Origin of the sequence: Sphingomonas sp. CFBP 13720, from assembly GCF_014842075.1 — a bacterium.
Taxonomy (GTDB): Bacteria; Pseudomonadota; Alphaproteobacteria; order Sphingomonadales; family Sphingomonadaceae; genus Sphingomonas.
In genome coordinates, this window is the sequence record NZ_JACYVA010000005.1 from 95,937 (window position 1) to 118,928 (window position 22,992).

Below are 22,992 nucleotides of genomic sequence, written 5' to 3' on the forward strand. Positions count from 1 at the left end.
TGTCGGTTCCGGCGGACGCGATCAAGGAGCATGACGATGGCATTTGATCGGCCTGCGTGATTAAACCGTGCATGCTCGACCCTCAACTCTTGCACCTGTTCGTCCTGCTGGCCGAGGAACGCCATTTTGGCCGTGCCGCCGAGCGCGCGAACCTCGCCCAATCGACCGCGTCGATGCAGTTGGCCCGGCTGGAGGACAGGATCGGCGCGAAACTGTTCACCCGACGCAAGCGCGCACCCGTCCGCCTGACCGATGTCGGCGAACTGTTCCTTGTCGAAGCGCGCGAGGCGCTGGACCGGCTGATGCGCGCAGAAACGGTCGGACGCGCGGCGGCGCGGGGGGAAGCTGGACGGATCGCGATGGGATACATCTTTTCGGCCGTCGCCAGCGGGGTGTTGCCACGTCTGCTGACGTCGATCCGTCGGGAAATGCCGATGCTCGCCATGGTTCCTCGCATGACCGAGACGCCCGAACAGATCCGCGCCATCGCCGAACGGCGGATCGACATCGCGCTGGTACGTCCGCGTCCCGCCTATCCGGCCGGGGTCCGGGCGATGACCGTCCATGACGAACCGCTGCTGTTGTTGCTGGGACGGGATCATCCGTTCGCCGCGCTGGACACCGTGCCCGCCGATGCGCTGGGGTCGCAGACCTTCCTGCTGCCGCAGTTCAACGAACGCGTCGGCTTTCGCGAAAATGTCGAACGGCTGGCGGCGATCGGCGGATCGGGCATGCCCGATACCGTCCACACCGGTGACTTCATCACGGCGGCCAGCATGGCGGCGGCCGGATACGGCGTCGTCCTCGCACCGGCATCGCTCGCGCGGCTGGGGGTGGATTCGCTGGTCGCCCGGCCGATCGACGGGTTCGCCGAACGCATCGAGACCGCGCTGTTGTGGCATGACGACGCACCCCCCGCCGCGCACCGCATCGCCGCCCTCGCCGCCGCGATGGCGTCCGGCCGCCCCGCGCCGCCGCCCGGCTGAACCCCCGACACCGGTTCAGGCCACGCCGCGCCCGTTCATGCGCTCCACCAGGAAATCGACGAACGCCCGCACCCGTGCCGGCATGGTCGCCCCGCCGACGAACAGCGCGTGTAGCGGCTCGTGATCCTGCGGATTATACGCCTCCAGCAGCGGCACCAGTCGTCCGGTGGCCAGATCGTCCTCCACCGCGAACCGTCCGACGCGGGCGATCCCGACGCCCGCGCGCGCCAGTTGCGTCAGCGATTCGCCGTTATTCGCCTCGATCGTTCCTGTGACGGCCAGCGCGCGGTCCCGCCCGTCCTGCCGGAACGGCCATCCCGGCTCCGCACGACGGAAACTGAAGCTGAGGCAATTATGGTTCAGCAGATCGTCCGGCACGCGCGGCACGCCATGACGCGCCAGATAGTCGGGCGACGCCACCACCACCCGCCCCGTTTCGCCCAGCTTGCGCGCGGTCAGCGGACTGTCGGCGAGCTGGCCGAACCGGATCGCGACATCGGCCTGTCCGCGCAGCACGTCGACGATCCGGTCGCTTAGGTTCAGATCGACCACGATGCCGGGATAGCGCGCGGTGAAATCGCCCAGCAACGGCAAGACGAACAACCGGCCATGCGCCAGCGACGCGGTGACCCGCAACCGCCCGCGCGGGGACGCCTGATCGGCGATCGCGCCCTCCACCTCCGCAAGGTCGGTGAGGATGCGTCGCGCGGCGCGCAGATAGGCGTCGCCCTCGACCGTCAACGACAACGCCCGCGTCGTCCGCACCAGCAACCGCACCCCCAGCCGCGCCTCGATCCGCGCGACGATCCGGCTGACCGCCGATGGGGTCAGCCCCAGCGTCCGCGCGGCGGCCGACAGGCTGCCCTGTTCGGCCACCACGGCGAACACCGTCATTTCGCCCGACCGGCCACCGACATCCATCTGTGATCCCCACGCACGACTGCTGGTCCCATTCTGCGCCTACCCGTGGGCGTTGCCAACGATCATGTCATCGTCTGCAACAACGGGAAGCCTCTCATGCGCCTCAACCTCCCTGTCCTCGCGCTCGCCATCGGCGCCTTCGGCATCGGCGTGACCGAATTCGCCCCGATGGGCATGCTGCCCGATATCGCGTCCGATCTGGGCGTATCGATCCCGGCGGCGGGCCTGCTGGTCAGCGCCTATGCGATGGGAGTGCTGATCGGCGCACCGCTGATGACGCTCGCCACCGGCCGGGTCGACCGGCGCACATTGCTGGTCGGGCTGATGGGTATCTTCACGCTCGGCAACGCCCTGTCGGCGGTGGCCGACGGCTATTGGCTGCTGATGGCCGCGCGGGTCGTCACGTCGTTCAACCACGGCGCGTTCTTCGGGGTCGGATCGGTCGTCGCCGCCGGTCTGGTCGCGCCGGACCGACGCGCGGCGGCCATCGCGGCGATGTTCGCCGGCCTGACGATCGCGACCATCGGCGGTGTCCCGCTCGCCACCTGGGCCAGCGCGACGCTGGGCTGGCGCGCGTCCTTTGCCGGCATCGCCGTCGTCGGTGCGGTGGCGATGCTTGCGCTGCGGCTGGCGCTGCCGCCGCTCCCGGCCACACAGGACGGCGATATCCGCAACGAACTGCGTGTCCTGTCGCGGGGACCGGTACTGGCGGCGCTGGCGCTGACCGTGGTCGGGGCAAGCGCGATGTTCACCGTCTTCACCTATATCGTGCCGATCCTGCGCGAGGAAACGCACGCATCGACCGCGTTCGTGACCGCGATGCTGATCCTGTACGGCATCGGACTGACGATCGGGAACACGCTGGGCGGGCGGCTGGCGGACCGCTCGATCCACCGGACGCTGGTCGGCAGCTTCGCCGTCCTGACGGTCGTGCTGGTCGTCTTTGCCGGCGTGATGCAGTGGCCGGCCCCCGCCGCCGTCGCGATCCTGATATGGGGCATCGCCAGCTTCGCGATCGTGCCGCCGTTGCAGATGCGCGTGATGGAGGCGGCGGCGGAAGCGCCCAATCTGGCATCGGCGATGAACGTCGGCGCGTTCAATCTGGGCAACGCGTTCGGTGCGGCGCTGGGCGGCGGCGTCATCGGGGCGGGGTTCGGCCTGCCCGCCGTATCGCTGGCCGGGGCGGCGATGGCCGGGGCGGCGCTGGCGATGCTGTTGATCCTGACCCGCCGACGGGACGTGGCTACAGCCCTTCCGGCCTGAACGACCTGGGGCCGGGCCGGGCGGGCGCGTCGTCGGTCGGGTGCAGGTCGAACAGATGGTCCAGCATCCGCGCCATCGCGTCGCGCCCGGCCGGGGTCAGTTCGACCTGCGTCCGCCGATGATCGTGCGGGTCGACCGTCCGGCGCAGCAGTCCGCTCGCCTGCAACTTGTCCAGCCGGCGCAGCGCGCTGGTCGGGTTCTCGCCCGACAGGTACACCACGTCCTTCACACACAGACTTTCGCACTGTTCGAACGCGATCAGCAGGTCCAGCATCAAATCCCATGCCGGATCGAGCAACAGACTGGGGGGCATCACCGCCGCCATCGTCGCGCGCAGCCGGCGCGCCTGCCGCGCGCGGGCCAGCAGCAGCGATTCCCCGCCCGTACCGCGGACGGCATCTCTTTTAGGGGTTCCGGTCACGTTTCGCCTTTCGATGGAAAACCGCCGGTCATCGCTCACGCAGCGCCTCTCGCGCACGGTTGAGCGGTTTGAGCAGATATTGCAGCACGGTCTTGCTGCCGGTGTGGATATCTACCGTCGCGACCATGCCGGGCGTGATCGCGAAACGCTTGCCTGCGCTGTTCGTCAGCGCGTCCGAATTGGTCCGCACGAACACACGGTAATACAGGATTTCCGGGTTCACGTCGTCGCGGATGGTGTCGGGGGAGATGCTCGTCACCGCACCTTCCAGTCCGCCATAGATGGAATAGTCGTACGCCGTCAGCTTGACGCCGGCGCGCTGCCCCGGACGGATGAAGGCGATGTCGCGCGGGGACATTCGCGCCTCCACCAGCAGCCGCTCGTCGATCGGCACGATTTCCATGACCTTGCCGTTCGGCGGAATGACGCCGCCGATCGTCGACACCTCAATGTTCTTGACCACGCCCTTGACCGGCGATCGCAGCGTCAGCCGTTGCAACGTGTCGGACCGGCCCCGCACGACCGGGGCCAGCGCCTCCACCTCTTCGCTCACCCGCGCCAGATCCTGCCGCGCCTCGACCATATATTGTGAATGCAGGTCCGCCTTCTTGAGTTGCAGGTCGGCGCGCTGCCGCCGCAGCCGCAGCACCTCGACATTGCTCGCCGCGCCGACCGCGATCAGCGATTCGCCGATCGACACTTCCCGACCGATCAGCGACAGCGATTCGTCGATCAGCCCCTGCGACGATCGCAGGCTGCGCCGCCGCGTTTCATACAGCCGCCGTTCCGCCGCCTGCAGACCCGGATACCCGGCCAGTTCGGCGGGAAAGGTCAGCGGCGTGTCGTTGGCTTCGGCGGCCAGCCGCGCGACGCTGGCCAGCGCGGCCCGGTATTTCGCGGCGCTTTCCTCGACGGTCGATCCCGCCTGCGTCGGGTCGAGCTGCGCCAGAACCTGTCCGGGCTGAACGATATCGTCCTGCCGCACCATCAGCTTCGCCAGCAATCCGCCCTCCAGCGATTGCAGCACCTGTTCGCGCCGGGTCGGCACCACCCGCCCTTCGCCGGTCGCGACTTCATCCAGACTTGCGAGCCATGCCCATAACAGCCCCGCCACGAACAGCGCAGCGAGGATCCACACCAGCCGCCGCGACCGGTGCAGGCGACCCTCGCCATGGTCGCCGAACGGTTCGGGTATGTCGGTCCCGATCATGCCGCCTCGCCCCGCTTGCCGTTCATCCGTGCCAGCGCCACGTCCTTCGCCGCGTCGAGCACCACCGTCCCGCGATCAATCACGACGATCCGGTCTACCAGATCCAGCATCCGCATACGATGTGTCGCGACCACGACGGTGCGCCCACGGCTCCACTGGGCAAACCGCTGGATGAACTGGCGTTCGGTCGCCTCGTCCATCGCCGCCGTCGGTTCGTCGAGCAACGCCACCACCGGACGCCGCAGCAACAGCCGCGCCAGCAACAGCGCCTGCACCTGCCCGCCGGACAGACCCAGCCCGCCTTCCAGCACCGGATGCCCCAGCCCGTCGCGCAACCGCCGGACGAACGCTTCGGCCCCGACCATCGCCAGTGCGTCGCGCATCTCGTCGTCGGTCGCCATCGGTGCGCCCAGCGCGAGATTTTCGCGCAGTGTTCCATGGAACAGCCGGCTGTTCTGCGTCAGCAGCGCGACGTCGCGACGCACATCGACCGGATCGACCTGCGCCAGCGTCAGCCCGTCGAGCAGCACTTCGCCCGAAAGCGGCGGCATCATGCCCGACAGCCCCTGCAACAGCGTGGATTTCCCCGCGCCGTTACGGCCGAGCAGCGCGATCTTTTCGCCCGGCCGGATGTCCAGCGCCGCGACCGTCAGCGCGGGCGGCGCATCGTCGTCGCCATAGCCGAACACCGCGTCGCGCAGCGTGAACCCGCCGCTGACCGCCGCGACCGGAATGCGCCGCTCCGTCGCCGGCGCATCGACCGGCAACGCCATCAACTGGTTCAGCCCGCCCATCGCGACGCGCGCCTGCTGCCACCGGCTCAACAGCTGCGTCACCTGGCCCATCGGGGCCATCATCCGCGACGCGAGTATCGACGTGCCGACCAGCGTGCCGGTGGTGATGTCGCCCGCGATCACCATCGGAGCCCCGACGAAGATCACCGCGGCATAGACCGCGTTCTGGACGTTCTGCGTCCATAGCGACAGCGTGCCGGTCAGCCCGCGCAGCCGGAGCTGCGCTTCCCCCGCCACCGCGTTGTAATGGTTCCAATGGCGCTGGAACCGTTCCTCGGCCTGCAGCGCCTTGATATCCTCGATCCCCTGCACCGCTTCGACCAGCATCGCGTTGCGCAGCGACGATTCACGCATCGCTTCGGTCGCCAGCGCGCGCAGCCGGCGCTGGGCAAGCAGCGCGGGCACGACCAGCAGCACCAGCGCCGCCAGCGGCACGAACGCCAGCACGCCGCCGATCCACCACAACAGCCCGAGGAACAGCAGGAAGAACGGCAGGTCGGCGGCGGCGGCGACGCTGGTCGACGTCAGCAGGTCGCGGACCTGGTCCAGATCGCGCAGTTGCGAAATGAACGTGCCGGTCGATTTGGGCCGCGCCCGGTTCGACACGCGCAGCGCGTGGCCGAACACCTGATCCGACATGGTCAGGTCGGCGCGCTTGCCCAGCACGTCGACGATGTCGGTCCGCAGCCTGCGCAACAGGAAATCGAACCCGATCGCCATCAGCACGCCGACGAACAGCACCGTCAGCGTCGGCCGCGACGCCGCAGGGATCACCCGATCGTAGACCTGCATCGAAAACAGCACGCCCGCCAGCGCAAGGCAGTTGGCGACCACCGACGCCAGCATGACATGGGTATAGGCGGGCGCATCGCGCAACAGGATGCGGCGCAGCCAATGGTCCTCATACGGCCGGATATAGCTGTCGACCCGCGCATCGGCGGCACTGCGCAGTGGGCGCGGCACCACGAAACCGCTGGCCCGGCCGGTCAGTTCGGCGACGGGAACGACCGTGCGATATCCGCCGTCGCCCACCACCTCGATACCGACCTGTCCGTCCGCATCGATCGTTTCGGCCAGCGCGATTTCGCCGTCGTCGAGGATGACGATCGCGGGCAGATGCCAGCTGGTCAGACGGATCGCGTGCGGCGCGATGAAGCGCACGTCCAGCCCGAACGCCCGCGCGATCGCCCGGACCCGTGCTTCCTCGCTACCCGTCGCGCTCCAAAGGCCCGCGAGTCGCGCACGCTGTTCGGACAAGGGCAGCCGGAAATGTTCGGCGGATCGCGCCAGCGCCGCGATCCAGCGTTCGACCGACAGCGCGGCGCGCATCCCGGCCAGATCGACCGGCGCGTTCACAGTGTCACTCCGCGCACCCGCGTGCCCGTCAGCCCGAACGCATCGCGCGCGCGACCCGAACTGTACAGGCACTCCAGCTCCAGCCGCCGCAGGTCGTGCAGCGTGTTGACCGAATCGAACCGCGCCTGATGCAGCTCCTGTTCGGCGTTGAGCAGGTCGACCAGCGTCCGGGTGCCCATCTGGAGATATTGCAGCCGGTACAGCTTCGCCGTCTCGCGCATGTTCGCCTCGCGCGACGCCTGCGTTCCGATCAGCCGGGTCAGTGCGGCGATCTGCTGCCGCGCCTCGGCCAGCCGCTGCCGCGTATCGTTGCGCGCATTGCGTGCCGCCGCCCCCGCCGCCTCCACGGCGAACGCCGCGCCGCGCAGCCGGGCACGCGATGCGCCACCGCCGAACACATTGCCGGAAACGCGCAGGCCGCCGCCGTACAGCGACCGGTTGCCCAGCGGATCGGCGATGTCGGTCGACGCATCGCCGGCGATCGACAGCGTCGGATAGCGTTCGGCCTTGCTGCGGCGGAAATCGGCGGCGGCGCGGTCCGCGCGCGCGTCGGCTGCCATCACTTCGGGCACCACATCCCAACCGGGGGCCGTGCGCTCGCAGCTTTGCATCAGCCATGCCGGCACATCGGCGACGATCTGCGTCGGCGGCGTGTCTTGTCCGATCAGGAACGCCAGATTGCTGCCCCAGCGGCGTTCCTCCGCCTCGATCTGCGACGACGTCGCCTGTGCCGCCTCGACCCGCGCCTGCGCCTGCAATGCATCCGACCGGGTGGCGGCACCCAGATCGGCGCGGCTGCGGACCAGCCGCGCCAGTTCGCCCACGCTGGCCTGCTGATCGATCGCGACGATTCGCAGCGCGGCGGCACGCTGCGCCTCGACCACCGCATAGCCGGTGTCGCGGATCAGCCGGTCGATCGCGAGCAGCAGTTCGGCCCGGCCCGCCGCCGTATCGGCGCGGGCGGCATCGACGGTGCCGGCGACCTTGCCGAAATCATACAGCATCTGCGACGCGTTCAGTTGCGGACGCGGGCGCCAGTTGCCGCCGATCCGGCTGTCGATCCCGGTGCCCACGCCTGCCGACACCTGCGGCAGATAGCCGGCGCGTGCGACGGCCACCTGCTCACCGCGCGCGTTCAGCACACCGGCGGCTTCGCTGATGACGGGATGCCACTCGACGGCGGCACGTGCGGCACGTTCCAGCGTCAGCGGCGCATCCGCTTCCGTCGCGCCGACGGCACCGGCCATGCCGATCGCCGCCGTTATCACCAGTTGTACGCCGTACCTTGGGAAATCGCGCCAAGGGCAACTCATGTTCTCGATTTCCCTATCGTCCGCCGAACATCTAACGGAGAAGGCATTCAATAAACATGAACGTATTGATAAGTCGACAAAAATTAGAAACATTTGTTAAATAAAGACAATATCACAATTAAGACTCTGTCGGGGTGCTCATAATACAGGGTGGTGGAGGGCTCCGTTGCGATCCTGCTCGTCGATCGCTGCAAGGTAATCCAGCGGATCGGCCGGTTCGAAGACGACCGCCCCGGTCATATCGACACCCGTCATCTGCCCCGCTTGCTCCCCGTCCATCGGCTCGTCGAGATACCGGGTCAGCACGTCCTCGGGCGTGCCCTGTCCTTCGAACTCGGCGAACAACAGGTCGGCGTCGACGGTCGGCAGGTCCGCCCCGTCCAGATCATCGACCGCCAGCCCCGCCAGCATATCGTCGTCCAGCGCGATCGCATCGGCCGCCAGCCTCCCGAAACCGCCCACGCCCGGAACGTCGATCGTGATCGCCAGCGTCGCCTCCGCGACCGCGCCGTTCGGCTGGACGATCTGATAGGTGAAGCGGTCCACCAGATCGCTGGTCGAATAGGGCAGCCCGGCGGCGGGCTGGTAGGAATAGCTGCCCGTGCCGTCGATCGTCAGCGTGCCGTACGTGCCGGCGATCGTCACCGGATCGCCGATCGCGGCATTGCCGATCCGCAGCGTCGCGAACGCCGAGCCGGCGGCGTCGTTATCGAACACATTGCCGTCGACCGTGCCGATATCGGTCGCCACGAACCGGTCGAGATGCGTCACGACCTCGCTGATGTAGACGGTGGTGCCATAGCCCGTGCCGACGAAGTTGGTGCTCGACACGGTATAGCTGTACGTCCCCGCCGGCAGGTCGGGGATGGTGAGCGTCGCGCCCGATCCCAGCAGGTTGGCCGCCGACGTCTGCGTCACGCGGCCGACTTCCGTCCCCCTGCTGTCGGTGACGACGATCGTATAGCTGGGCAGGACCGCGAGCAGCCCTGACCGCGCCGCGATGATCGTGACGTCCGACGTAGTGTTGGTGGCGACGGTGAAGGTATCGGCTCCGCTGGCGGTACGCGATACCAGCACTGCAGTCGGCGTGAGGAAGCTGAATTCCTGCGCCGGTGCGATCGACGTCTCGACGTTGACGTAATCGACTGCGACCACGGCGAAATCGTTCGCCGCGGTCGGCGCGGCGGCGATATCGGGGCTGCCGATGGCGATCGACAGCGTTGCCGTCGCGGTTTCGCCGTCGCTGGCATCGAACAGCGTGTATCCGATCGTCTCGGTCCGCCCGATCGCCGCCGGGTTGGCATCGGGGGTATAGGTATAGCTGCCGTCGCGGTCGACGATCAGCGTCCCCCAGGCACCATCGACGACGGTGCCGTCCGCCGCGATCGCGGTCGTGACGCCGTTGACCGTCACGCTTTGCACGCTGGTCTGTGGACTGGCCGAATCGACGTCGCCACCGGCATTCGCGTCGGTGATGAAATTGCCGTCGGTCGCCTGCGGTACGGCGGCGGACACCTGCGTGAAATCGGTATCGGTTCCCCTCACCGCCAGCGTGCCCAGCAGCCCCAGGCCGACGGTGCCACTATACGCCAGGAACGCGCGATATTCGCCGGGTCCGAAACTGTCGGTCGCGACCAGATCCCCGTTCAGCAGGTTGAGACGCAGCACGGACGTACTGCCGGGTCCATCGGCCGCGACCCACCGCGTCCCGTCAAACCGTTGCACGACCACCGAATAACCGGCGAGCGCAGTAATATCGGCGACCGCGCCATAGGTGAACACCGCCCCCAGCGAATGCCCCGGATCGACCGAGAACCGTACCGCGGGCGTGCCCAGCACCTCCGCCTGAAGGTTCAGCAGCCCGACCGACGTCAGCAACACATAGGCGGCGCCGCCGAAGTCGACCGAAGTCGTCGGAGCCAGCAGGTCGATGCCCGCCGCGTCGGCGTTGTCGAACGCGACGATATCGAACGGCGCGACGACAAGGGCCGGACCGGACTGGTTGCCCGCACCATCCGTCTGCCGCACCGACAGCGTATCGCCGTCGGTCTGCCCCACGGCCAGCGGGACGACGAAGCGCCCGTCCCCGGCCACGACCGCGCTGCCCAATACCGTGCCGGCTGAATCGCGGACGACCACCGTGGCACCGGCTTCGCCCTGTCCGCTGACGCTGGTGCCATCGGGGGCGACGGTCAGTCCGGCGGGCGGCGGCGGCGCGGTGACGTCCAGCGCCTGAAGCCCGGTGGGCAACGACGGGTTGCCCGCCCCGTCGGTCTGCGTGACGGACAGCACCTCGCCATTGGCCTGCGGCGGCGACAGCGCGACGGCATAGTCGCCATCGGCCCGCACGATCGCGGTGCCGATTTCGACGCCGGCCGCGTTCGTCACGCTGATCCGCGCGCCGGGTTCGCCCGACCCGGTGACGATCGCGCCATTGGCGTCCAGCGCGGCGACCGGCGCGGCGGGCGCGGTGAAATCGGGGGCCACGACCGGGACCGGCGACGACACGTTCCCGGCACCATCGGCCTGCACCACGTTCAGCACTTCGCCATTGCCCTGCGCCGGCGACAGCGGCGCGACATAGGCACCGTTGCCGTCGGCCACCGCAGTGCCGATGATCGTCCCGTCGGGGCCGGTCACCGTGATCCGCCCGCCCGACACGCCGGTCCCGCTGACCGTCGCGCCATCGGCCGAAACCGTCGCGGTCGGCACCAGGGGTGCGGTCATGTCCGGCGCGATCGCGATGCCGGGCGGCGACGGATTGCCGGCGCGGTCGACCTGAATCGCACGCAGAATCTCGCCGTCGGTCTGCGGCGGGGACAGCGGCACGACATAGCCGCCTCCCGCCCGCACCGTGGCGCTGCCCAGCACGGTGCCGGCCGCGTCGGTGATCGTCACACGCGCGCCGGGTTCGCCGATACCGGTCGCGACCGCGCCATTGCCGACGATCTGGATCGTCGGTGCGGGCGGCGGAGTGATATCGGGCGCGGTCAGCGACAGCGTGGGCGACAAATTGCCTGCCCGGTCCTCCTGCACCACCGCCAGCGGCTGGCCGTCGGCCTGTGCGGGGGTCAGCGGCACGGTGAACGATCCGTCGGTCGCGACCTGAACCGCCCCGAGCAGCACGCCGCCCGCCCCGACGACGCGGACCGTCGCCCCCGCCTCTCCGGTGCCCGTGGCCGCCGTGCCGCCGATCGCGACGGCCGCGACCGGGATCGCAGGCGGCGTGATGTCGGGCGCGATCAGCGGCAGATCCGGCGACACGTTCCCCGCCGCATCCTCCTGCACCACGACCAGCGATCCGCCATTGGCCTGGGGCGGGGTCAGCGGCACCGTGAAGCTGCCGTCCGCCGCCGCCGTGGCGGTGCCGACGATCGTACCGGTCGCGGTCGACACGGTGATCGTCGCTCCCGCCTCGCCCACGCCGGTCACCACCGATCCGGTCGCATCGATCGATGCCAACGGCGCACCGGGCGCGGTCAGATCGGGCGCGACCAAGGTCACCGGCGACGATTCGTTGCCGCCAGCGTCGGTCTGCGACAGCCTCAGCACCTCGCCCTCGACCAGCGGCGGTACGAACGGGAACGCGAAGCTGCCGTCCGGCTCGACCGCCACGCCGCCCAGCAGCGTACCGTCCTCCGCCACGATCGTGACGACCGCCTCCGGCTCCCCAGTGCCCGACACCCCCGAACCATCGGTGGCGATGACCGCGTCCAGCGCGGCGGGCGCGGTGATATCGGGCGCGTCGATGTCGATCGCGGGCGACAGGTTGCCGGCGGCATCGGACTGCGTGACGGTCAACACTTCGCCATTCGCCCGTGGCGGGTCCAGCGTGGCGACGTAGTTCCCGCCGGGCTGGACGGTAGCGATCGCGATCGTCGCACCGGTCGCATCGGCGATCAGGATGGTCCCGCCCGGCTGACCGGTTCCGGTCACCTGCGTCCCGTCGCCCGATACCGTGGCGGTCGGCGCGGGCGGCGCGGTGAAGTCGGGTGCCACGGCGGTCACGCCGGCCGACGCGTTGCCGGTCCCATCGGCCTGCACTGCCGTCAACCGCTCGCCATCGACCTTCGCTGGTATGAGCGGCGTCGTATAATTGCCGTCCGGATCGACCGTGGCCGTGCCGATCACCGCCCCCTGCGGATCGGTGATCGTGATCGCCGCCCCCGGTTCTCCGGTGCCGGCGGCGCTCGCACCGTCCGGCCCGATCGTCAGCGTGGGCGCGGTCGGCGCGGTGATATCCGGCGCGGTCAGCGGCACGACGGGCGACGCGTTACCCGTGGCATCAACCTGCACAACCGACAGTGCCTCGCCATTCGCCTGTCGCGGGGTGAGCGGCACCACGAAGCTGCCATCGGCCCCGACCACGACACTGGCCAGCGGATCGCCATCAACATCGCGCACGGTAACGATCGCCCCGGCTTCACCCGTCCCGGTCACTGCCGTACCGTCCTGCGCGACCGCTGCCACGGGGGCTGCCGGCGCCGTGATATCGGGCGCGATCAGCGGCACGACGAGCGAGGCATTGCCCGCCGCATCGGACTGCACGACCGACAGTGCCTCGCCATTCGCCTGACGCGGGGTGAGCGGCACCGTGAAGCTGCCGTCAGGCAAGACGGTGGCGCTCCCCAGAACGTCCCCATCGGCATCGCGCACGGTAACAGTCGCCCCGGCCTCGCCCGTCCCGGTCACTGCCGTTCCGTCTTGCGCGACCGCTGCCACGGGTGCTGTCGGCGCGGTGATATCGGGCGCGATCAGCGGCACGACGGGCGACGCATTGCCCGCCGCATCGGCCTGCACCGCCGACAGCGCCTCGCCATTCGCCTGACGCGGCGTAAGCGGCACCGTGAAGCTGCCGTCCGGCAAGACGGTGGCGCTGCCCAGAACGTCCCCATCAGCATCGCGCACGGTGACGATCGCCCCAGCCTCGCCCGTCCCGGTCACCGCCGCCCCGTCCGGCGCGACCGTCGCTACCGGGGCGGGCGGCGCGACATAGTCGGGTGCGATCGGGGTAGCAGGCGCGGATGTGTTGCCGGCCGCGTCGCGCTGGACCACCGACAGCGTTTCGCCATCGATCTGCGGGGTCTGAAGCAGGACGGTATAGCTTCCGTTCGGACGCACCGTGCTGCTGCCGAGCAACGTGCCGTCGCCGGCGGTCACCACGACCACCGCGCCGCGTTCCCCAACCCCCGATACCGCCGTCCCGTCGACCGACACGATCGCGCTGGGCGTCGCGGGTGCCGTCAGGTCGGGCGCAAGCGCACCGGTCGCGGGCGAGACGTTGCCGGCGGTATCAACCTGCACGACCGTCAGCGGCTGGCCGTTCGCCTGTGCCGGCGCGATCGGTACGACATAGCTGCCGTCCACCGCGACCAATGCCGATCCCAGCGGTACGCCGCCCGGACCGGACACGCGCACGGTCGCTCCCGGCTCGCCGGTGCCGGTGACGGTCGCACCAGTGGCGTCGACCGTCGCGAGCGGTGCGGGCGGCGCGGTAACGTCGGCCGCCGTCAGGAACAGCGGCGACGACGCATTGCCCGCGCGATCGGTCTGCACGACCGACAGGGTTTCGCCGTCGCGCTGTGCGGAGGTCAGCAACGCGACGTAACTGCCACGCGCATTGACCGTGGCGGTGCCCAGCACGCTGCCGTCGTCCGCGCGGATCGTGATCGCACTGCCGCGTTCGCCGGTGCCGGTGACGACGGTCCCGCTGGCATCCAGCGTCGCGGTCGGCGCGGACGGTGCGGTCAGATCGGGCGCGAACGCGGTGGAGGGTGCCGAAACCAGCCCGTCGGCATCGGTCTGCGTGACGCGCACCGTCTCGCCATCGATCCGCGGCGGCGCGATCGGCAGCGTGTAGCTGCCATCTGCGGCAGCGGAACCGGTGGCAATTACCGCGCCGGTCGCATCGCGTGCCGTGATCGCCGCGAACGCCTCCGCCGTGCCCGACACCGCTGTGCCGTCCGGCGCGAACAACGCGGTCGGGGCATCGGGACCCGTGTCGGGGACCAGATCGGGCGCGATCGCGACGGCAGGCGGCGAAACATTGCCCGCGACATCGGTCTGCACCACCTCGACCGCTTCGCCATCGATTTGCGCCGGGACCAGCGTAACGGCATAGCTGCCGTCCGGTGCCACCACGCCCGACCCGATCGCCACCCCCAGCGGATCGGTGACGGACACGGTCGCGCCGGGGTCGCCCGTCCCGACAACGCTGGCACCATCGGGCGAAACCGCCGCGACCGGCGCGGCCGGCGCGGTCAGGTCGGGCGCGGTCAGCGGTGTCGCGGGTGACACATTGCCTGCCGCGTCTGCCTGCACGACCGACAACGTCTGACCATCGATCAACGACGGCGTGACCGGTACGGCGAACGCGCCCCGCGCATCGGCGGTGCCGACGCCGATGGTGGTGCCGTCGGCGGAGCGCACCACGATCGCCGCTCCCGGTTCGCCCGATCCGGTCACGACCGTGCCGGTCGGATCGATCGTCGCGGCGGGGGCGACGGGGGCGGTGATATCGGGCGCGACCAGTGGGATCGCGGGTGACGCGTTGCCGGCGGTGTCGCGCTGCACGACCGACAATGCCTGTCCATCGGCCTGCGGCGGGGTCAGCGGCGCCAGATACGTGCCATCCGCCGCAACGGTCGCGGTGCCGACGATCGTGCCGTCCGTATCGGTGACGTTCAGCGTCGCGCCAGCCTCTCCGGTGCCGGTAACGCTGGTTCCGTCGCCGTTGATGGCGGCGGTCGGTGCGGCGGGCATGGTGAAGTCGGGCGCTACCGTCACGACCGCGACCGACACATTCCCCGCGTCGTCGACCTGAACGACCGACAGCGCTTCGCCGTTGGTCTGCGGCGGATTGAGCGGGGCCAGATAGGTGCCGTCGGCCCGGACGGTCGCCGATCCGATCTCCACGTCCGCCGGGTCATGGATGCGGACGATCGCGCCCGGCTCCCCGGTGCCCGCGACCGAGATTCCGTCGGCATCGACCTGCGCCACCGGCGCACCCGGTGCGGTGATATCGGGTGCGGTCAGCGTGACCGATGGCGAACTATTGCCGCTCCGATCGGTCTGGGCGACGGCGAACGTCTCGCCATTCGCCTGTGCGGGGTTGAGCGTGACGACGAAGCTGCCGTCGTCCGCCACGATCCCGCTGCCGATCGGAACGCCCGCCGGGGTCGTCGCGGTCACGGTCGCGCCGGGTTCGCCGGTGCCGCTGATGCTCGCGCCGTCCGGGGCAAGTACGACGGCCGGCGCGTCAGGCGCGGTCAGATCGGGCGCGGCCACGGTCACGGGATCGGAGGCATTGCCGGCAGGATCGGTCTGGACGACGCGCAACGCTTCGCCATCGATCTGCGCCGGCGCGATCCGCACGACGTAGCTGCCGTCGGTTCCCACCAGCGCGGTGCCGATGATCGCCCCGGCGGGCGCAGCGACCGTGACGGTCGCACCCGCTTCGCCGGTACCCGACACCGTCAGCCCATCGGGCGCGACCTGCGCAACCGGCGACGCGGGTGCGGTGGCGTCGGGCGTCACCAGCGTCGCGGCGGGCGACGCATTGCCGCCGGCATCGATCTGGACGACGGTCAGCGTCCCGCCGTCATTGGCGGGCGGGACCAGCGCGACGAGGATGCCGCCGTCCGCGCCGACCGTGCCCGTCGCGATCGTCATGCCCGCGCCATCGATCACCCGCACGGTCGCCCCCGGTTCCCCCGTACCGCCGACCGAGCTGCCATCGGACGACAGCGTCACCACCGGCGCGCCGGGTGCGGTCAAGTCGGGGGTCGCAAGCGTCACGGGGGCGGAGACGTTACCGGCGGCATCGGCCTGCACGATCGTCAGCGAACCGCCGTCATTGGCGGGCGGGACCAGCGCGACGAGGATGCCGCCGTCCGCGCCGACCGTGCCCGTCGCGATCGTCGTGCCCGCGCCATCGATCACCCGCACGGTCGCCCCCGGTTCTCCCGTACCGCCGACCGTGGCGCCATCCGGCGATAGTGTCACCACCGGCGCGTCGGGTGCGGTCAAGTCGGAGGTCGCAAGCGTCACGGGGGCGGAGACGTTGCCGGCGGCATCGATCTGGACGACGGTCAGCGTCCCGCCGTCATTGGCGGGCGGGACCAGCGCGACGAGGATGCCGCCATCCGCGCCGACCGTGCCCGTCGCGATCATCGTGCCCCTGCCATCGATCACCCGCACGGTCGCCCCCGGTTCTCCCGTACCGCCGACCGTGGCGCCATCCGGCGACAGTGTCACCACCGGCGCGTCGGGTGCGGTCAAGTCGGAGGTCGCAAGCGTCACGGGGGCGGAGACGTTGCCGGCGGCATCGGCCTGCACGATCGTCAGCGAACCGCCTGCGGTTTGCGGCGTCGTCAGCGCGACCGCGAAGCTGCCGTCGGCGGCTGCCACGGCGGTGCCGATCACCGTCCCCGCCGCGTCGCGCACCTCGATCCGCGCGCCCGGCTCACCCTGTCCCGTCACTTGCGCGCCATCGTCCGAAACGGTCGCGGCCGGTGCCGTCGGCGCGACCAGATCGGGCGCGGTCACCGTGGTCGGGACGGATGCGTTGCCCGCCGCATCGGTCTGGATCACGCTCAACGGCTCGCCAGTGATGCGCGGTGGCGTGAGCGCGACCGCATAATTGCCGTCGGCACCCACCGTTCCGGTCGCGACCACCGCGCCCGCCGTACTGCGGACCTGAACGGTCGCCCCCGCCTCGCCCACGCCCGATACGCCCGACCCGTTCGCCGTGATGGTCGCGGTCGGCGCGGACGGCGCGATCGTGTCGGGCGGCGTGCTGCCGCCGTCGTTACCGCCGTTGCCATCGTTACCGCCGCCACCCCCGCCCGATGCCGCGACGCCGACGCCTACGCCTGTGGCGGCACCACCGACCGCGAGGGCCGGGATCAACAGCCCCGATCCCCCGCCGCCCGGACCACCGACCGCCAGCAACGGATCGATCTCTTCCAGCGGAACGAACCGCGGCACGCCCGAACCGGACTGCGCCAGCCATTTCCCGCCATCGCGTTCGATCAGCACCAGATCGCTGTCGCCCCCCTGATGCAGGACATAGAAGCGCGGGATGCGGATCATTTCACCGCCCGCCATTCGAAGTATGAGGTCGTCGCCCTGCCGTTCGAACGCCGCGATCGCGGATCGTTCGACGCGAAGCTGCACGATACTGGCCCCATTCAGTTCGATCGCATCGGTAGAGACGATATTGACGGCACCGCTCGTCTTGCTGATTACTTCGACGTCCATGGCGCTCGATCCCCTGAAGGGGCGCCGCTCTTTCGGGACCGCGTCAGGTCCTGTCGGCACCGTTACCCGCAACACATAATATGGGGGCCGGGACGAATGCTGCATTTGATCCGATGCCGGATCGGAAAGACCTAACCCGCCCCGGGATCCCAAGCGTAGCTAAGGATCAGGAGAACGCCGGTGGCCCTAGGGTATCGACCGGTGCAGACAGGAGCGGGACGGATCATGCGGACAGCGAAGTCGGCCATTGCGAAGGGCGGAGACGAACGCGCGCACCTTCAACGCTGCATCGATCGCGAACGCCGGATGGCGCGCACCGCGTGGACGGTCGAGGCGATGCGCGCGCACCGTACCCTTGCACGATATTATGAGCTGCGGCTGCTTGCGTTCGAGCTTTATTAAGGATGGTCGTGCGCACAATGGCTGACCGCCAGTTTACAGAACGCAATGCGGCATTCGGTACCGCCGTCGCGTTCGGGGATGACATGCTACAATTTCAGAATATCATTCTTGAAACGATTGCGCGGGGCGACACGCTGGCCAGCACCGCCACCCGGCTGTGCGTCGAAGCGGAAAAGCTGCTTCCCGACGTCATCTGCACGCTGATCGCGGTCGATCCGGCTGGAAAGCTGCGTCCGCTGGCTGGACCCGGCATGTCGCAGGAATATTTCCTAGCCGCCGACGGCGTGCCGATCGGCCCCAACGCCGGATCATGCGGTACGGCGGCGTTCCTGCGCCGCGAGGTGGCGGCCGTCGACATCGCCACCGATCCCCGTTGGGAAGGCTATCGCGATCTGGCGCTTCCGCTCGGGCTGCGCGCCTGCTGGTCCAGCCCGATCATCGATTCACGCGGGCAGGTGATGGGCACCTTCGCCTTCTATTACCGCGAACCGCGCGGACCGACCGATCTGGAACGCATGATCGTACGCCACTGCCTTCCGCTGGCGGTGATCGCGTTCGACCGGCATCAGCGCGTCGTCGAACATGAACGTCGCGCCTTCACCGACGCACTGACCGGGCTGGCCAACCGGGCGGCGTTCAACATCGCGCTGGGCGCGCTCGATTGCACGACACCGGGCAACTGGGCGTTGCTGGTGCTCGATCTCGACAATCTGAAGGTCGTCAACGACACGTTCGGCCATGCTGCCGGCGACTGCCTGTTGCGGATCGTCGGCGAACGTATCTCTGCGGCGATGGAACGCGAACGCACCTTCCGGCTGGGCGGCGACGAATTCGCGATCCTGCTGCGGACGCCCGAATCACTGCGCGATCTGGAACGCACCGCCGAACGCGTCCTCCTCGCGCTGGCGGAGCCGGGCGATTGCGGCGGTCACGTCGTCATCCCCCGCACGACGATCGGCGGCGCGATCCTGGCGGATGGCGACTGCGTGGCGGAACGGGTGCGCCAGAATGCCGATTTCGCGCTGTATCATGCGAAAACGGTCAATCGCGGCGGTTTCGTCCGCTATTGGCCGGGCCTCGGCACGTCGATCACCCGACGCCTCAGCGACATTCGCGACGTCGACGCGGCGTTACGCGAAGGTCGGATCGACGCCTTCTACCAGCCGGTCGTGCGGCTCGACACGCGCGAGATCGTCGGGCTGGAGGCATTGTGCCGGATGCGGATCGGCGACCGGATCGTCCCCGCCGCGCATTTCCACGAAGCGACCAGCGACGTCCACGTCGCCACCGCGCTGACCCGCCGCATGATGGCGATCGTCGCGAAGGACGTGCGCCGGTGGCTGGATATGGGCATCCCGTTCCAGCATGTCGGAATCAACGTGTCGTCGGCGGATATCCACGGCGGCACGCTGGACCGGACGCTGACGGCGGCGTTCGAACAGGAGCGCGTGCCGTTGCGGCACGTCATCCTCGAAATCACCGAAACCGTCTATATGGGCGAAGGCGACCGGTCGGTCCGCAAGGCGGTAGAGGCGTTGCGGGCGCAGGGGCTGCGCGTCGCGCTCGACGATTTCGGCACCGGCTATGCGTCGCTGACGCACCTGCTGACCGTGCCGGTCGACATCCTCAAGATCGACAAGAGCTTCGTCGACCGGCTGGCGGCGGACAATGCCAGCATGGCGATCATCGAAGGGCTGATCCAGATCGCGGGAAAGCTCGACATCCGCCTGATCGCCGAGGGAATCGAGACCGAGGAACAGGCGGACCATCTCGCCCGTGCCGGTTGCGTGCTGGGTCAGGGATATCTGTACGCACGCCCGGCCGATCGGGACGCTACGACGGCATTATTGATCGAACGGGCCCAACGTCCTGGATACAAACCCGAACTTCGCGTGGCGGGGAAAAGCTGATCCGGCGGCCCGGCGTTCGCGCTTGACACTGCGAGTGCCTCGCAATAGCGCACGGCACAGCAGGGGTGAGCACGACGATGACCAGTCCATTTCCGACGACCGCGCAGGGCGGGCAACCGCATGCGGCCGCCGCTGCGAAACGTCGGTCGCGCAACTGGAAGGCGTGGTGGGCGAAACAGCTGATCGCATGGCACTGGATCAGCGCGGGCCTGTCGCTGGCGGCGATGCTGCTGTTCTCGATCACCGGCATCACGCTGAACCATGCCGGGTCGATTTCCGCCGAACCGGTGGTCGCCGAACGTACCGGCACACTGCCGCCGCCGCTGCGCGCCGCGCTGGCAACGCCCGCGTCCGCCGACGCGACGCTGCCCCAGCCGGTGGTGACGGCGGTACGCGACGCGACCGGGCTGGATACCGCCGGGCGTGCGGTCGAATGGTCGGACGGCGAGGCGTATGTCGCGCTGCCGCGTCCCGGCGGCGATGCGTGGGTGAGCATCGACCGCGCGACCGGCGCGATCCGGGCAGAAACGACCGATCGCGGCTGGATCAGCTATCTCAACGACCTGCATAAGGGGCGCAATGCGGGCGCCGGCTGGTTCTGGTTCATCGACGTGTTCGCCGTCGCCTGCATCCTGTTTTCGATCACCGGGCTGTTGCTGTTGCAGCTTCATGCGAAGCGACGACCATCGACATGGCCATTGGTCGCGGCGGGCGTGGCATTGCCGGTCATCCTTGCCGTCTTCGCGATCCACTGAAGGGGTTTTCCGTCATGCGCACCTTGTCTCTCATGGTTCTGGGCGGTGTGACCATCGCCGCCGCCCCCGCCCCGCCCCCGTCCGCCGGCACGGTCAGCGTCACCATTCCCCGGCTCAACGTCGCCGAATATCACCGGCCCTATGTCGCGGTGTGGGTCGAACCGGTGGGCGGCGGCGGCGCACGGACGCTGGCGCTGTGGTACGATGTGAAGAAGCGCGGCGCGGAGCCGGGGACGAAATGGCTCGCCGATCTGCGCGCATGGTGGCGCAAGGGCGGACGCAGCCTTGCCCTGCCCGCCGATGGCGTCAGCGGGGCAACCCGTGCGCCCGGCACGCATGTCATCCCGCTGCCCGCGAACCTGAAACCGGGTGCCTATGTCCTGAACGTCGAGGCCGCGCGCGAAACCGGCGGTCGCGAGCTGGTACAGGTGCCGCTGTCGGTCCCGGCAAAGGTCGCGCGCGCCACCGGCAGCCATGAACTCGGCGCCGTCACCATCGCCGCCCGCTGATCCCGTACGAAGGAACCTGCCGATGCCCCGTTTCGCCCGACGCCTGATCGTCGCCGCCGCCCTGCTTTCGCTGCCTGCCGCCGTGTCCGCCCATCGCCTGTGGATGCTGCCGTCGGGCACCGTCTTTTCCGGGACCACCAGCTGGGTCACGGTCGATTTCGCCGCATCCAACGACCTGTTCTATGCAGATCACCAGCCCGGCCGGCTGGAAGGGGTCAAGGTGTGGCAGCCCGACGGATCGCCGGGCCGGGTCCAGAACGGCGCGACCGGCCGCTATCGCTCGGTGTTCGACGTGCAGCTGGACAAGGCCGGGACGTGGAAGATCGGCACCGAAATGTCGGGGGTGCAAGGCAGCTTCAAGGTGAATGGCGAGGAACGCCGCGTCGGCGGACGCGGCGGTCCGCCCGGACCCGACGGGGTGCGCCGTCCGCCGCTCACCGTGGCCGACATTCCCGCCGACGCCACCGACGTCACGCTGACCGACGTCAGCACACGGAACGAGATTTTCGTGACGGCCGGCGAACCGACGCGCACCGTGTTCAAACCGACCGGCAAGGGTCTGGAACTCGACCCCGTCACGCATCCCGACGAACTGGTCGCCGGTGAAACCGCGCGCTTCCGCTTCCTAATCGACGGCCGCCCCGCGCCGGGCATCAAGGTGACCGTGGTGCCGGGCGGCAAGCGGTATCGCGATGCGGAGGGGGCACGCGAACTCACCACCGGTGCCGATGGCGTGCTGGCGGTCGACTGGCCTGCGGCGGGAATGTACTGGCTCAACGCAACGGCTGAGGATGCTAAGGGCAGTGCACCGCGCGTCACCGGACGACGCATGGGCTATATCACGACGCTGGAGGTCATGACGCCCTGACCGACACGATGCGTATCGCACTGCCGTCGCGGCTGGACCCGGCGGCACTGGCGACGCACGATCCCGATGCGATCGTCGTGACGCTGGATGGCACCACGATGGGGACCGGATGGACGGTGCGCTATGCCGCGCCGTCCGCCCATGATGCGGAACCGGTCCGCCACGCGATCGAGGCGCGGCTGGCCGATCTGGTCGCGCAGATGAGCCATTGGGAACCGGAATCGGCGCTGTGCGGCTTCAACCATGTACCGGCGGGGCGGACGATCGACCTGCCGGCCGATTTCGCGGCGGTCATCGACCTGTCGCTGCGGATCGCGGCGGCAAGCGGGGGGGCGTTCGATCCGACGATCGGGCATCTGGTCGATCGATGGGGATTCGGCCCGCCCGGCCCGATGCCGGTTCCCGATGCCGCCGCGATCGACGCGGCGCGCGCGGCGTCCGGCTGGCGACGCCTGCGCTACGATTCCACCGGGCGCCGGTTGCGCCAGCCCGGCGGCCTCGCGCTCGACCTGTCGGGTGTCGCGAAAGGATATGCGGCCGACGCGCTTGCCGATCTGCTGGCCGAACATGGCATCCTCCATTGCCTGACCGAAGTCGGCGGCGAACTGGCGGGACGTGGCATGCGACCGGACGGCGATCCGTGGTGGGTCGATCTGGAAACGCCGCCGGGCATCGGCCTGCCCCCGCTCCGCGTGGCGTTGCACCAGTGCGCGGTGGCGACCACCGGCACCTATCGCAAGGGCGACCATTCGATCGACCCGCGTACCGGTCGCCCGGCCAACAACGGCGTGATCGCGGTCAGCGTCGTCGCGTCGTCCGCCGCACTGGCCGATGCGCTGGCAACGGCGCTGGCGGTCGGCTATCCCGATACCGTGCCGATCGACCGGATGAGGATTGCGGCCCGGCTGGTCCTGCGCACCCCCGAGGGTGTGCGCGAGGTCGTGACACCGGCGCTGGCGGCGATGCTGGCGTAGCGTTCCGTTCGTACTGGATATTCGCGCTGCGCCGGTCGGGACCAACGGG

General features: G+C 69.4%; 14 protein-coding genes. 8 read left to right on the forward strand and 6 right to left on the reverse strand.

Features of this window, described 5'->3' with window-relative positions; translation table 11 throughout:
• The first annotated feature begins 71 nt into the window (after nucleotides 1-71).
• On the forward strand, nucleotides 72-986 hold the full coding sequence (locus IFT55_RS11875; RefSeq protein WP_192092291.1) for a LysR family transcriptional regulator: 915 nt from the start codon (nucleotides 72-74) through the stop codon (nucleotides 984-986).
• 15 nt (nucleotides 987-1,001) lie between these two features.
• On the opposite strand, the gene IFT55_RS11880 is transcribed toward IFT55_RS11875, so the two are convergent.
• Nucleotides 1,002-1,907, reverse strand: coding sequence for a LysR family transcriptional regulator (locus IFT55_RS11880; RefSeq protein WP_192092293.1), 906 nt, complete (start codon nucleotides 1,905-1,907; stop codon nucleotides 1,002-1,004).
• A 96-nt stretch (nucleotides 1,908-2,003) separates the two neighbouring features.
• On the opposite strand from IFT55_RS11880, the gene IFT55_RS11885 reads away from it, so the two are divergent.
• Nucleotides 2,004-3,170: an MFS transporter gene (locus tag IFT55_RS11885; protein ID WP_192092295.1), complete on the forward strand. Its 1,167-nt coding sequence runs from the start codon at nucleotides 2,004-2,006 to the stop codon at nucleotides 3,168-3,170.
• Here IFT55_RS11885 and IFT55_RS11890 read toward each other — a convergent pair.
• From IFT55_RS11890 to IFT55_RS11910, 5 genes are all read right to left on the reverse strand, one after another.
• Nucleotides 3,151-3,591 carry a MarR family winged helix-turn-helix transcriptional regulator gene (locus tag IFT55_RS11890; protein ID WP_192092297.1) on the reverse strand — a complete coding sequence of 147 codons (441 nt, stop codon included), beginning with the start codon at nucleotides 3,589-3,591 and terminating at the stop codon, nucleotides 3,151-3,153. The two genes, IFT55_RS11885 and IFT55_RS11890, sit on opposite strands and share 20 nt — an antisense overlap.
• A 28-nt stretch (nucleotides 3,592-3,619) precedes the next feature.
• Nucleotides 3,620-4,801 carry an HlyD family efflux transporter periplasmic adaptor subunit gene (locus IFT55_RS11895; RefSeq protein WP_192092299.1) on the reverse strand — a complete coding sequence of 394 codons (1,182 nt, stop codon included), beginning with the start codon at nucleotides 4,799-4,801 and terminating at the stop codon, nucleotides 3,620-3,622.
• Entirely contained in the window at nucleotides 4,798-6,951 is a 2,154-nt protein-coding gene (locus IFT55_RS11900; protein ID WP_342029301.1) for a type I secretion system permease/ATPase, read from the reverse strand. Before IFT55_RS11900 ends, IFT55_RS11895 begins: the two co-directional genes overlap by 4 nt.
• A complete protein-coding gene (locus IFT55_RS11905) occupies nucleotides 6,948-8,264 on the reverse strand; it encodes a TolC family protein (RefSeq protein WP_249403788.1) in 1,317 nt (438 codons plus the stop codon). Before IFT55_RS11905 ends, IFT55_RS11900 begins: the two co-directional genes overlap by 4 nt.
• Before the next feature lie 138 nt (nucleotides 8,265-8,402).
• Entirely contained in the window at nucleotides 8,403-17,525 is a 9,123-nt protein-coding gene (locus tag IFT55_RS11910) for a BapA/Bap/LapF family large adhesin (RefSeq protein WP_192092302.1), read from the reverse strand.
• Nucleotides 17,526-17,750: 225 nt separating this feature from the next.
• Between IFT55_RS11910 and IFT55_RS11915 the strand changes: the two genes are divergently transcribed.
• The 6 genes from IFT55_RS11915 (at nucleotide 17,751) to IFT55_RS11940 (ending at nucleotide 22,943) form a co-directional block, all read left to right on the forward strand.
• A complete protein-coding gene (locus IFT55_RS11915) occupies nucleotides 17,751-17,927 on the forward strand; it encodes a hypothetical protein (protein ID WP_192092304.1) in 177 nt (58 codons plus the stop codon).
• Between the two features lie 83 nt (nucleotides 17,928-18,010).
• Nucleotides 18,011-19,837, forward strand: coding sequence for a putative bifunctional diguanylate cyclase/phosphodiesterase (locus IFT55_RS11920; RefSeq protein ID WP_192092306.1), 1,827 nt, complete (start codon nucleotides 18,011-18,013; stop codon nucleotides 19,835-19,837).
• Between the two features lie 77 nt (nucleotides 19,838-19,914).
• Nucleotides 19,915-20,592, forward strand: coding sequence for a PepSY-associated TM helix domain-containing protein (locus tag IFT55_RS11925; RefSeq protein WP_192092308.1), 678 nt, complete (start codon nucleotides 19,915-19,917; stop codon nucleotides 20,590-20,592).
• A 14-nt stretch (nucleotides 20,593-20,606) separates the two neighbouring features.
• Nucleotides 20,607-21,101, forward strand: coding sequence for a DUF2271 domain-containing protein (locus tag IFT55_RS11930; protein WP_192092310.1), 495 nt, complete (start codon nucleotides 20,607-20,609; stop codon nucleotides 21,099-21,101).
• Nucleotides 21,102-21,123: 22 nt separating this feature from the next.
• The gene (locus IFT55_RS11935; protein WP_192092312.1) at nucleotides 21,124-21,969 is read left to right on the forward strand and encodes a DUF4198 domain-containing protein; all 846 of its coding nucleotides are present in this window, start codon (nucleotides 21,124-21,126) and stop codon (nucleotides 21,967-21,969) included.
• 8 nt (nucleotides 21,970-21,977) lie between these two features.
• Entirely contained in the window at nucleotides 21,978-22,943 is a 966-nt protein-coding gene (locus tag IFT55_RS11940) for an FAD:protein FMN transferase (protein ID WP_249403789.1), read from the forward strand.
• The last annotated feature ends 49 nt before the right edge of the window (nucleotides 22,944-22,992 follow it).